The sequence below is a fragment of the Variovorax paradoxus genome (genome assembly GCF_009755665.1).
Taxonomy (GTDB): Bacteria; Pseudomonadota; Gammaproteobacteria; order Burkholderiales; family Burkholderiaceae_C; genus Variovorax; species Variovorax paradoxus_G.
On the sequence record NZ_CP046622.1, the window covers coordinates 1,987,189 to 1,999,269 of the forward strand.

Annotated in this window: 11 protein-coding genes; 9 read left to right on the plus strand and 2 right to left on the minus strand. The window is 65.5% G+C overall.

All coding sequences use genetic code 11. From position 1 onward, the window contains the following. The first annotated feature begins 83 nt into the window (after positions 1 to 83). The 6 genes from GOQ09_RS09280 to GOQ09_RS09305 all read left to right on the plus strand — a co-directional run bounded on the left by GOQ09_RS09280 (position 84) and on the right by GOQ09_RS09305 (position 6,264). Positions 84 to 1,313 carry a pyridoxal phosphate-dependent aminotransferase gene (locus GOQ09_RS09280; protein WP_157613161.1) on the plus strand — a complete coding sequence of 410 codons (1,230 nt, stop codon included), beginning with the start codon at positions 84 to 86 and terminating at the stop codon, positions 1,311 to 1,313. A 25-nt stretch (positions 1,314 to 1,338) separates the two neighbouring features. Continuing rightward, positions 1,339 to 2,661, plus strand: coding sequence for a homoserine dehydrogenase (locus tag GOQ09_RS09285; RefSeq protein WP_157613162.1), 1,323 nt, complete (start codon positions 1,339 to 1,341; stop codon positions 2,659 to 2,661). 21 nt (positions 2,662 to 2,682) lie between these two features. After that, positions 2,683 to 4,098, plus strand: coding sequence for a threonine synthase (gene thrC / locus GOQ09_RS09290; protein WP_157613163.1), 1,416 nt, complete (start codon positions 2,683 to 2,685; stop codon positions 4,096 to 4,098). A gap of 84 nt (positions 4,099 to 4,182) precedes the next feature. Next, the gene (gene mobB / locus GOQ09_RS09295; protein WP_157613164.1) at positions 4,183 to 4,728 is read left to right on the plus strand and encodes a molybdopterin-guanine dinucleotide biosynthesis protein B; all 546 of its coding nucleotides are present in this window, start codon (positions 4,183 to 4,185) and stop codon (positions 4,726 to 4,728) included. Beyond that, the gene (locus GOQ09_RS09300; protein WP_157613165.1) at positions 4,721 to 5,998 is read left to right on the plus strand and encodes a molybdopterin molybdotransferase MoeA; all 1,278 of its coding nucleotides are present in this window, start codon (positions 4,721 to 4,723) and stop codon (positions 5,996 to 5,998) included. Before mobB ends, GOQ09_RS09300 begins: the two co-directional genes overlap by 8 nt. A gap of 14 nt (positions 5,999 to 6,012) precedes the next feature. After that, positions 6,013 to 6,264, plus strand: a complete 252-nt coding sequence (locus GOQ09_RS09305; RefSeq protein ID WP_157613166.1) for a MoaD/ThiS family protein — start codon at positions 6,013 to 6,015, stop codon at positions 6,262 to 6,264. Here the strand turns inward: GOQ09_RS09305 and GOQ09_RS09310 are convergent. After that, positions 6,251 to 7,246, minus strand: coding sequence for a 4-hydroxy-tetrahydrodipicolinate synthase family protein (locus GOQ09_RS09310; protein ID WP_157613167.1), 996 nt, complete (start codon positions 7,244 to 7,246; stop codon positions 6,251 to 6,253). The genes GOQ09_RS09305 and GOQ09_RS09310 overlap by 14 nt on opposite strands. A 153-nt stretch (positions 7,247 to 7,399) precedes the next feature. Here GOQ09_RS09310 and GOQ09_RS09315 point away from each other — a divergent pair, with 153 nt between their 5' ends. Continuing rightward, positions 7,400 to 7,876, plus strand: coding sequence for a molybdenum cofactor biosynthesis protein MoaE (locus GOQ09_RS09315; RefSeq protein ID WP_157613168.1), 477 nt, complete (start codon positions 7,400 to 7,402; stop codon positions 7,874 to 7,876). 123 nt (positions 7,877 to 7,999) lie between these two features. Here the strand turns inward: GOQ09_RS09315 and GOQ09_RS09320 are convergent, their stop codons facing one another. Next, positions 8,000 to 8,995 carry a Bug family tripartite tricarboxylate transporter substrate binding protein gene (locus tag GOQ09_RS09320; protein ID WP_157613169.1) on the minus strand — a complete coding sequence of 332 codons (996 nt, stop codon included), beginning with the start codon at positions 8,993 to 8,995 and terminating at the stop codon, positions 8,000 to 8,002. Positions 8,996 to 9,105: 110 nt separating this feature from the next. Between GOQ09_RS09320 and clpB the strand changes: the two genes are divergently transcribed. Next, entirely contained in the window at positions 9,106 to 11,727 is a 2,622-nt protein-coding gene (gene clpB / locus GOQ09_RS09325; RefSeq protein ID WP_157613170.1) for an ATP-dependent chaperone ClpB, read from the plus strand. A gap of 6 nt (positions 11,728 to 11,733) precedes the next feature. Further along, positions 11,734 to 12,075, plus strand: coding sequence for a hypothetical protein (locus GOQ09_RS09330; protein WP_157613171.1), 342 nt, complete (start codon positions 11,734 to 11,736; stop codon positions 12,073 to 12,075). The last annotated feature ends 6 nt before the right edge of the window (positions 12,076 to 12,081 follow it).

The following is a 12,081-nucleotide window of genomic DNA, read 5'->3' on the forward strand; positions in this document are numbered from 1 at the left end:
TGGTCAAATTATAGGTTTTCCCCAGTGACACGAGGCCTCCAAGGGCCTTTCGACATCGAGTAACCCGCGCCCGGGAGGGCCCTTTGAAGCAGTTCAAGAAATCGGCCAAGCTGGCCAACGTGCTCTACGACATCCGCGGCCCCATCATGGACGCCGCGAAGCAGATGGAGGAAGAGGGCCAGAAGATCATCAAGCTCAACATCGGCAACCTGGCCGTGTTCGGTTTCGATGCGCCCGAGGAAGTGCAGCAGGACATGATCCGCAACCTGCCGGCCTCGGCGGGCTATTCGGACAGCAAGGGCATTTTTGCGGCGCGCAAGGCCGTGATGCACGAAACGCAGAAGCAGGGCATTGCCGGCGTCACGCTCGACGACATCTACCTGGGCAACGGCGCAAGCGAACTGATCGCCATGGCCACCAACGCGCTGCTGAACGACGGCGACGAAATGCTGCTGCCGGCGCCCGACTATCCTCTCTGGACGGCCGCATCGAGTCTTTCGGGCGGCACGCCGGTGCACTACCTGTGCGACGAGGCCAACGGCTGGATGCCCGACCTGGAGGACATCCGCACCAAGATCACGCCCCGCACCAAGGGCATCGTGGTCATCAACCCCAACAACCCGACCGGCGCGCTGTATTCCGACGAATTGCTCAAGAGCATCGTGGCGATTGCGCGCGAGCACGACCTGGTGATCTTCGCGGACGAGGTCTACGACAAGGTGCTGTACGACGACGTCAAGCACACCGCCATCGCGAGCCTTTCGACCGACGTGCTCACGCTCACCTTCAATTCGCTTTCCAAGAGCTACCGCTCCTGCGGCTATCGCGCGGGCTGGCTCGTGGTTTCGGGCGACAAGAAGCGTGCGCAAGACTACATCGAGGGGCTGAACATGCTCTCGAACATGCGCCTTTGCGCCAACGTGCCCGGCCAATGGGCCATTCAGACCGCGCTTGGCGGCTACCAGAGCATCAACGATCTGGTGGGCGACGGCGGCCGGCTGCGGCGCCAGCGCGACCTGGCCTACGAACTGATCACGGCCATTCCCGGCGTGAGCTGCGTCAAGCCCAGCGCCGCGCTCTACATGTTTCCCAAGCTCGATCCGAAGATCTATCCCATCGAGGACGACCGGCAGTTCTTTCTCGAACTGCTGAGAGAAACCAAGGTCATGCTGGTGCAGGGCACGGGCTTCAACTGGGCCACGCCGGACCACTTCCGCATCGTGTTCCTGCCTCACGAGGACGACCTGCGCGAAGCGATCCATCGGATTGCCAAATTCCTGGAGCTGTACCGCCTGCGCAGCAAGACCGACTGACACGAATCCTCAACGCGAATCTCCAATGAAACCCATTCAAGTAGGCCTGCTCGGCGCAGGCACGGTCGGTAGCGGCACTTTCAAGGTGCTGCTGCGCAATCAGGAAGAAATCAAGCGACGTGCGGGCCGGGGTATCGAGATCACGATGGTGGCCGACCTCGACCAGGCGCGCGCGCGCGAAGTGGCAGGCGAAGGTGTGCGTGTCGTCGCCGACGCGCGCGACGTCATTGCCAATCCGGACATCGACATCGTCATCGAACTGATCGGCGGCTATGGCGTTGCGAAGCAGCTGGTGCTCGAGGCCATTGCGGCCGGCAAGCACGTGGTCACGGCCAACAAGGCGCTGCTCGCCGTGCACGGCACCGAAATCTTCGCGGCCGCGCATGCCAAGGGCGTGATGGTGGCCTTCGAGGCCGCGGTTGCCGGCGGCATTCCGATCATCAAGGCGCTGCGCGAAGGCCTCACGGCCAACAGCATCCAATGGCTGGCCGGCATCATCAACGGCACCACCAATTTCATCCTTTCGGAGATGCGCGACAAGGGCCTGGACTTCGGCACCGTGCTCAAGGAAGCACAACGCCTGGGCTATGCCGAAGCCGACCCCACCTTCGACATCGAGGGTGTCGACGCCGGCCACAAGGTCACGCTGATGAGCGCCATTGCCTTCGGCATTCCGGTGCAGTTCGACAAGGCGCACATCGAAGGCATCACCAAGCTTGCCGCGCAAGACATCAAGTACGCCGAGCAGCTCGGCTACCGCATCAAGCTGCTCGGCATCACCAAGCGCACGGCGCAGGGCGTCGAGCTGCGCGTGCATCCCTCGCTGGTGCCGTCGAAGCGGCTGCTTGCGAATGTGGAAGGCGCGATGAACGCAGTGGTGGTGCATGGCGATGCCGTGGGCACCACGCTGTACTACGGCAAGGGCGCGGGCAGCGAGCCGACCGCCAGCGCGGTGATTGCCGACCTGGTCGACATCACGCGCCTGCACACGGCCGACGCCGCGCACCGCGTGCCGCACCTGGCTTTCCATCCCGACGCCATGAGCGACCTGAAGGTGTTGCCCATGGCCGAGGTGGTCACCAGCTACTACCTGCGCCTGCGCGTGGCCGACCAGGCCGGCGTGCTTGCTAAGGTCACGGGCCTGCTCGCCACCGCCGGCATCAGCATCGACGCGGTGCTGCAGCGCGAAGCCGACGAAGTGGGCGGCGAAGGCTCCACGCAGACCGACCTGATCATCCTCACGCACGACGCGCGCGAAGGCACGGTGAACGACGTGCTCGCCGAACTGCAGGCGCTCCCCACGGTGCTGCAGCCGATCGTGCGTATCCGCAAGGAAGAGCTGTCCTGAGGGCGGCGCAAGAGAACCATCGTGAACTACCTGAGCACCCGCGGGCACCCGGACCGCAAGCGTTTCTGCGAAATCCTGCTTGAAGGCCTCGCGCCGGACGGCGGGCTCTACCTGCCCGAGCACTATCCGCAAGTCGATACCGCCACGCTCGCGAAATGGCGCGACCTGCCGTATGCGGAGCTGGCATTCGAGATTCTCTCGCTGTACATCGACGACATTCCGCCGGCCGACCTGAAAGCCATCTGCGCCAAGACCTACACGCCCGAAGTGTTCGGCAGCGAAGAAATCGTGCCGCTGCGCGAGCTCGAAGACGGCGTGTACCTCGAAGCCCTGTCCAACGGCCCGACGCTGGCCTTCAAGGACATGGCGATGCAGCTGCTGGGCAACCTGTTCGAGTACGAACTGGCCCGCCGCGGCGCCGAGCTCAACATTCTTGGCGCCACCAGCGGCGACACCGGCAGCGCGGCCGAGTACGCCATGCGCGGCAAGAAGGGCGTGCGCGTCTTCATGACCTCGCCGGACGGCCGCATGAGCCCCTTCCAGCAGGCGCAGATGTTCAGCCTGCAAGACGAGAACATCCACAACATTGCCATCACCGGCGTGTTCGACGACTGCCAGGACATCGTCAAGGCGGTGTCGAACGACCTGGGCTTCAAGCGCAAGTACCGCATCGGCACGGTCAACTCGATCAACTGGGCGCGCCTGCTCGCGCAGGTCGTCTACTACTTTGCCGGCTACTTCCAGGCCACCGCGGGCAACGACAAGCCGGTGAGCTTCACCGTGCCGTCGGGCAACTTCGGCAATGTGTGCGCAGGCCACGTGGCGCGCATGATGGGCCTGCCCATCCACACGCTGGTGGTTGCGACCAACGAGAACGACGTGCTCGACGAGTTCTTCCGCACCGGCATCTACCGCGTGCGCGCGGCGGCCGACACGCACGAAACCTCGAGTCCGTCGATGGACATCAGCAAGGCCAGCAACTTCGAGCGCTTCGTGTTCGACCTGGTGGGCCGCGATGCCGCCAGGCTGCGTTCGCTGTTCGTCGACGACTTGAGCGGGCAGGCCCGCTTCGACCTGAGTGCAGCACCCGAATTCAAGCAAGCCGCGGAGCGTTTCGGCTTCAGGAGCAGCCGCAGCACGCACGCCGACCGGCTCGCGACCATTCGCGACACCGAGAAGCGCTTTGCCACGCTGGTCGATCCGCACACGGCCGACGGCCTCAAGGCCGCTCGCGAGCACCTCACGCCCGGCGTGCCGATGGTGGTGCTCGAGACCGCGCTGCCGATCAAGTTTGCCGCCACCCTGGTGGAAGCGCTCGGCCATGAGCCCGCGCGTCCGGCCAGGTTCGAAGGCATCGAGGCGCTGCCCAAGCGCGTGGTCAAGCTTCCGGCCGATGTGGAGGCCGTGAAGGCCTACATCGCCCAGAACTGCGACTGATCTTCGTCATTTGCCGCAATGGCTGTCCCGCATCCGCGCATTTGCATTCGGCTGTCGACCAGCTAGCAGCCACAGGAACTCGTCATGAAGGTGATCGGCTTTTCCGGGTATTCGGGTTCGGGCAAGACCACGCTGGTCGAGCGCCTGATTCCGGTGCTCAGGCTCCATGGGCAGCGCGTGTCGGTGGTCAAGCATGCGCACCACAAGTTCGACATCGACCATCCCGGCAAGGACACCTACCGCCACCGCGAGGCGGGGGCTTTCGAGGTGGTCGTGGCATCCGACAAGCGGCTCGCGCTGATCCGCGAATTCGAGCAGCCCGCGCAGCTCACGGTGCACGACCTCATTGCAGAGCTTCACGACGGCGTCGACTGGGTGCTGGTCGAGGGCTTCAAGCACAGCGACCTGCTCAAGATCGAGGTCTGGCGCGCCCCCGAGCCGGGCCAAGCGCCTCGGCCTTCGAAGTACATCGACGATGCCTTTGTGACCGCCATTGCCACCAATGCACCCGAAGGACTGCCGGCGCCTACCAACCTGCCCATGTTCGACCTCGACGACATCGAGGGCATCGCGCAGTGGCTGATCGACAGCGGAAGCCGCTTCGAATACAACCCCGAACATCATGGCTGACACCGCTCCTCACTCGCGCCCGCCGCTGATGGCGCTCGACGAAGCGCTGGCAACCCTGCTCGGCAAGGCGCAGCCGGTGCTGCCCGCCGAAAGCGTTGCCACCTTCGATGCGGACGGCCGGGTGCTCGCGCAAGACCTCGTCTCCGTGCTCACCGTGCCGCCCCGGGACAACAGTTCGATGGACGGCTATGCGGTGCGCGTGGCCGACTGCGCCGCGCAGGGCTCCTTGCTCCAGGTCGCGCAGCGCATTCCCGCCGGAACCGTGGGCACGCCGCTGGCGGCCGGCACGGCGGCGCGCATCTTCACCGGCGCGCAGGTTCCCGAGGGCGCCGATGCGGTCGTCATGCAGGAAGACACGCAGGCGGTGCCGCAGGAGGGCAGTCTTGGTGCAGTGCGCATCCAGGTCGCTCCCATGGCCGGCCAATGGATTCGACGGGCCGGAGAAGACGTGGCCTCCGGCGACGTGGTGCTGCGCAAGGGCGAGCGCCTGACGCCCGCCGCATTGGGCCTGGCCGCGAGCATCGGCTTCGACCGGCTCCAGGTGGCGCGGCGCCCGCGCGTGGCGCTGCTGTCCACCGGCGACGAACTGGTGATGCCCGGCGAAGTCGCGCCAGAGGCCATGAAGCCCGGCGCGATCTACAACTCCAACCGCTTTTTCATGCGCGCCTTGCTGCATCGGCTGGGCTGCGAGGTAAACGACCTGGGCATCGTGCCCGACAAGCGCGAAGCCACCATCGAGGCGCTGCGCGGTGCCGCCAAGGGCAGCGACCTGATCATCACCACGGGCGGCGTATCGGTGGGAGAAGAAGACCACATCAAGGCCGCGGTGCAGGCACTTGGCGAACTGCAGCTGTGGTCGCTCTCGATGAAGCCCGGCAAGCCTTTCGCCTACGGATCGATTCCCAGGGCCGGAGGCGATGCGAAGGGCCGCTGCCACGTGACCGGGCTGCCCGGCAACCCTGTCTCCAGCTTCCTGACCTTTCTGCTGCTCGTGCGGCCCTTTCTGCTGACGCTGCAGGGCGCCACGCGCGTGGCGCCCGAACCCGTGCCGATGCGTGCCGACTTCGACTGGCCGCGCGCCGACAAGCGCCGCGAGTTTCTGCGCGCGCGGCGCAACGCAGCCGGCGGACTCGATCTGTTCGCCAACCAGAGCTCGGGTGTGCTGACGTCGATGGTGTGGGGCGACGGTGTCATCGACAACGCCCCCAGCCAGTCCTTCAAGGCCGGCGACACGGTGAAGTTCATTCCCTTGGCCTCGTTGCTGGCCTGAAGCGCATCTCCGACATGAAGGTCCAGATCCGTTATTTCGCCTCCGTGCGCGAGGCACTTGCCACCGGCGGCGAAACCGTCGAAACCGGTGCCGGCACGCTGGCCGCCTTGCGCGACGAACTCATTGCTCGCGGCGGGCCATACGCCACGGCCCTTGCACGCGGCAAGGCCGTTCGCATGGCCCTCGACCAGGTCATGAGCGACGAGGCGGCCGCGCTGCGCGACGGCGCCGAAGTCGCCTTCTTCCCACCCGTTACTGGCGGCTGAGCCGGGCGTCCAGTTCCACCAGGCGGTCGCGCAACGCACTGGACGCGCGGGTCATCGGCGAACGTAATTCGTCGCTCATCGATCCGTCATGCGCCAGCAGCGCCTTGAGCGGCGCCGGGTTCGGTTCGGCAAACAGCATCTCTATCAACGGCTGCAGCAGCTGCCATTCGGCCCGAGCTTCCGCAAGCCGGTTGTCGGCCAGCAGGCGCAGCACCTGCACAAAGCGCTGTGTCTGCACATGGCCGCTTGCCGCAATGGCGCCCACTCCGCCTTCGGCCACCGTACTGAAGATCTGGTGGTCTTCGCCGGACAGCACCTGGAGCCTGCCGTCCGCAATCACGGCCCGAGTCTTGGCCATGTCGCCGCCGCAGTCCTTGATGCCGCGGATGCGCGGGTGCTGCGCCAGCGCCAGCAGCGTTTCGCGCGCAATGGTCGCGCCGGTGCGATAGGGAATGTCATAGACCAGCACCGGCGCGGCGCTGGCGTCGGCAATGGCGCGGAACCATTCGAGCAGGCCGGCCTGCGATGGCCGGATGTAGTGCGGCGCGGGCACCTGCAGCCCCGCGAGGGGCCGTTCGGCAAGACGCCGTACCCAGGCCGTCGTCTTGCCCAGGTGATAGCCCGACAGGCCCATGATGATCGGCAGCCCGCCGGCGGCGGCTTGAACCGTGTCGAGCGCGGCCAGTTGCTCTGCTTCATCGAGCGCGGCGGCTTCGCCCGTCGAGGCGCAGACCACGAAGCCGGTCACGCCGTCATCGGCGAGCCGGCGTGTCAGCGCCGAGAGCGCGGCGTGGTCGACGGCGCCGCCGCGAAACGGCGTGACAAGAGGAATCCAGAGGCCCGAGAAATCAGGACTGGGGGAGGGGTGTGTTGATTGCGGCACGCAGGCTTCCTTCGAGGAATCGACCGATGGAAAAGAACCGTCGTTCGATGCGCGCGCAACCCAATGGGGGCCAAGGCCTTTGCAGGTTCCGTCGCTCATCCGACGACGGAACCGCAGCTCCGGTCAGACGAGCTTTGGTTTTTTGGCTTTGCTGCCTTGGCGCGCACGGCTGCTTTCGAAGTGCGAAAGCACTGTGAAGAGCGTGGCGTGGCAAGGCATTGCCGAAGTCTAGCGCGGTGCCACAATCCCGGCATGAGCGATGCACGCGTTTCGATCCAGACAGCCGATTTCGACCTGGGACAGGAGGTCGCCGCGTTGCGTGCCGGCGACAAACGCGTGGGCGCGGTGTGCAGCTTCATCGGAACGGTGAGGGATCGCAACGACGGCAGCACCATCGCCTCGATGGAGCTGGAGCACTATCCCGGCATGACCGAGAAGGCCATCGAGGCCATGATCGACGAGGCACACAAGCGGTTCGACATCTTGGGTGCACGCGTGATCCATCGCGTGGGCCTGCTGCAGCCGCTCGAGCAGATCATGATGGTGGCGGTGGTCTCGGCCCACCGCGGCCAGAGCTTCGAGGCCTGCGAGTTTCTGATGGACTACCTGAAGACGCAGGCGCCGTTCTGGAAGAAGGAACAGACGCCTGAAGGTGCACGATGGGTGGATGCGCGGGTGAGCGATGACGCGGCATTGGCGCGCTGGGGTATTACCGCCAACAACGCCTGATCTTTTCCCTCTCCCTCTGGGAGAGGCAGGGTGAGGGCGGCAGCCTTGGTTGAGCGCCGCGCCCCATCGGCGGCACATGCCCTCACCCCAACCCTCTCCCACAGGGAGAGGGAGCCAGAAAGCTCAGAGAGGCTTGAACCCGCTCGACTGAATGATCCGCTCCCAAGTCTGCGTATAGCTGCGCACGCGGCCTGCAAATTGCCCTTGCGGCTCATACGCCACGGTGAGCCCCATCGCCGTCAGCTTCTGCTTCACGTCGGGCATGGCAAGCACCTTCTGCAGCGCCTCGCCGTACTTGTCGATCACCGGCTGCGGCGTGCCGACGGGCGCGAAGATGCCGTAATAGGGCAGGTCTTCCAGATTGGAGAAGCCCAACTCCGTGAAGGTGGGCACGTTCGGCAGCACGGCCTGGCGCTTGGCGCCGATGGAGGCCACGATGCGCACCTTGCCCGCCTTGTGGTTCTCGATGAAGTCGGGCACCGAGGCGATGCCCGCGGTAATCTGGTTGCCCAGCATGTCCGCCGTCATGGGCGCGCTGCCGCGGTAGGGCGCGGGCTGCACGTCGATCTTGTATTTGTCCGAGATCATCTTCACCAGGAACTCGGGAATCGAGGCCGGCGCCGGAATGCCGATGGTCTCCTTGCCGCCGCGCTGGGTGCGGATCCACTTCACGTACTCATCAATGCTCTTGGCCGGCGTGCCGCCCGACACTGCGAGCACGTTGGCGAAAGTGGCGAAACCGGCCACGGGCACGAAGTCGGTGGCGGGGTTGAAGCCCGGGTTTTTCACCACCTGCGGCAGGATGGAAATCGAATGGTCATGCGAGAGGAACAGCGTATGGCCGTCGGCCGGGGCCGCCTTGAGCGCCTGGGCTGCAATTTGCCCACCTGCGCCGGCGCGGTTCTCGACCACCACCGGCACGCCCAATACGTCCTTGAGTTTTTCGCCCAGCGTGCGTGCAATGGCGTCCGTGCCCGCGCCGGCCGGAAAGCCGACCAGGATACGGACGGGCGTGCCTTGCGCCTGCGCAACGCCTGCGAGGCCCAGGGCCGCTACAAAGAGACCGACGCCGAGCGCCCGGCGAACCGGATGAGGGCGCTGCTGCATTGAAAAAACCATGATCGACTCCATTCGAAAAATGACGAGGCACAGTGCAATAGCCGTGCCCGATGCGCCGGACATCTTGAATCGCGTCCGAACAGTCCTATTTTGAGTGCAGGAATACCACCATGCGACAAGACAAACTCACCACCAAGTTCCAGGAAGCGCTGAGCGACGCCCAGACGCTCGCGCTCGGCAACGACAACGCCTATATCGAACCGGCCCACCTGCTGGTCGCCATGCTGCGCCAGGAAGACGGCCCGCGCGCCCTGCTGGAGCGCGCCGGCGTCAATGTGCAGGGGCTGGCGGGTGCGGCCGAGGCCGCCATCAAGAAGCTGCCGCAGGTGCAGGGCCATGACATCGTGCAGGTCGGCCCCGAACTCGGCAAGCTGTTGCAGGCCACCGAGAAAGAAGCCATCAAGCGCAACGACCAGTTCATTGCGGGCGAACTCTTCCTCTTGGCCGTGGCCGACAGCAAATCGGACATCGGCCGGATCGCGAAGGAAAACGGCTTGAGCCGCAAGTCGCTCGAATCGGCCATCGACGCCGTGCGCGGCGGGCAGGGCGTGAACAGCGCCGATGCCGAGGGCCAGCGCGAAGCCCTGAAGAAATACTGCCTCGACCTGACCGAGCGTGCCCGGCTGGGCAAGCTCGACCCGGTCATCGGCCGCGACGAGGAAATCCGCCGCGCCATCCAGGTGCTGCAGCGCCGTACCAAGAACAACCCCGTGCTCATTGGTGAGCCCGGCGTGGGCAAGACGGCCATCGTCGAGGGCCTGGCACAGCGCATCGTCGCGGGCGAGGTGCCCGAGTCGCTGAAGGGCAAGCGGGTGCTGTCGCTCGACATGGCCGCGCTGCTGGCAGGTGCCAAGTTCCGCGGCGAGTTCGAAGAACGCCTGAAGACCGTGCTGAACGAACTCGCCAAGGACGAAGGCCAGACCATCGTCTTCATCGACGAGCTGCACACCATGGTTGGCGCCGGCAAGGCCGAAGGCGCCATGGACGCCGGCAACATGCTCAAGCCCGCGCTCGCGCGCGGCGAGCTGCATTGCGTGGGCGCCACCACGCTCGACGAATACCGCAAGTACATCGAGAAGGACGCCGCGCTGGAGCGCCGTTTCCAGAAGATCATCGTGGGCGAGCCGAGCGTCGAAGCCACCATCGCCATCCTGCGCGGCCTGCAGGAAAAGTACGAAGTGCACCACGGCGTGCAGATCACCGACCCGGCCATCGTGGCCGCTGCGGAGCTGAGCGACCGCTACATCACCGACCGCTTCCTGCCCGACAAGGCCATCGACCTGATCGACGAGGCCGCGGCCAAGATCAAGATCGAGATGGACTCCAAGCCCGAGGTGATGGACCGCCTCGACCGTCGCCTGATCCAGCTGCAGATCGAGCGCGAAGCCGTGCGCCGCGAAAAGGACGAGGCTTCGCAGAAGCGCTTCGGCCTGATTGAGGACGAGATTGCGCGCCTGCAGAAGGAGATTGCTGATTACGACGAGATCTGGCAGGCCGAGAAGGCGCAGGCGCAAGGCAGCGCGAAGATCCGCGAAGACATCGACAAGATCAAGTTCGAGATCGAGGAGTGGAAGCGCAAGGGCGACTTCAACAAGCTCGCCGAGCTGCAATACGGCCAGCTGCCGGCGCTGGAAAAGCGCCTGCGCGAGGCCGAGGAAAGCGAAGCGAACAAGGGCAAGTCGAGCGCGCCCACGCTGCTGCGCACTCAGGTGGGATCGGAAGAAATTGCCGAGGTCGTGGCGCGCGCCACCGGCATCCCGGTCGCCAAGCTGATGCAGGGCGAACGCGACAAGCTGCTCGTGATGGAAGACAAGCTGCACGAACGCGTGGTGGGGCAGGACGAAGCCATTGGCGCGGTGGCCAACGCCATCCGCCGCTCGCGTTCGGGCTTGAGTGATCCGAACCGGCCGACCGGCTCGTTCCTGTTCCTGGGCCCCACGGGCGTGGGCAAGACCGAGCTCTGCAAGGCGCTCGCGGGCTTCCTGTTCGACAGCGAAGACCATCTCATCCGCATCGATATGAGCGAGTTCATGGAGAAGCATTCGGTTGCCCGCCTCATCGGCGCGCCGCCGGGCTACGTGGGCTATGAAGAGGGCGGCTACCTCACGGAGGCCGTGCGCCGCAAGCCCTACAGCGTGGTGCTGCTCGACGAGGTCGAGAAGGCGCACCCTGACGTGTTCAACGTGCTGCTGCAGGTGCTGGACGATGGCCGCCTGACCGACGGCCAGGGCCGCACGGTGGACTTCAAGAACACCGTGATCGTGATGACGAGCAACATCGGCTCGCCCATCATCCAGTCGATGGTGGGCCAGCCGGCCGAAGACATCAAGGAAGCGGTGTGGGACGAGCTGCGGAATCACTTCCGCCCCGAGTTCCTGAACCGCATCGACGAGACGGTCGTGTTCCATGCGCTCGACGCGAAGAACATCGAATCGATCGCCGCGATCCAGCTCAAGGTGCTGCAGGCGCGCCTCGCCAAGATGGACCTGACCCTCGAGGTTTCGCCGGCGGCGCTGGCCGAGATTGCCAAGGTCGGCTTCGACCCGGTGTTCGGCGCGCGTCCGCTGAAGCGCGCCATCCAGCAACGCATCGAGAACCCGCTCTCGAAGCTGCTGCTCGACGGCAGCTTCGGGCCGAAGGACACGATCGAAGTCAATACCGACCCGATCCGGAACCCTGGCCATTTTTCGTTTACGAAGGCCGGGGAACCATCGGAGGCCGTTGCGGCCTAAAGTCGGATGATGAACTTCATTTTTCGCGTCATTCTTCTGCTCCTGGGGTTGGTTTTCGCGGCCAGCCTGGCGGTCGCCGTCACATTGCTGGCTGCTGTGTGGGGCGTGCGCTACGCCTGGGGCCGGATCACGGGCAAGCCCGTGACGCCCTGGATGGCCTCGATGGGCGGGCGCTTCAACCCGCGCTCGGGCTTCGAGCGTTTTCGCAATGCGGCACAGCCGCCGGAGCCGACTGCGTCGGATGTTGCCAATGCGCGCGCACGCGGCGAATCGGCGCGCAGCCCGCTGTCGCTGCGCCCGGCCGGCGATGTGACCGACGTGCGGGCCAGGCCCGCTCGCGGCGAGTAAGCCGTC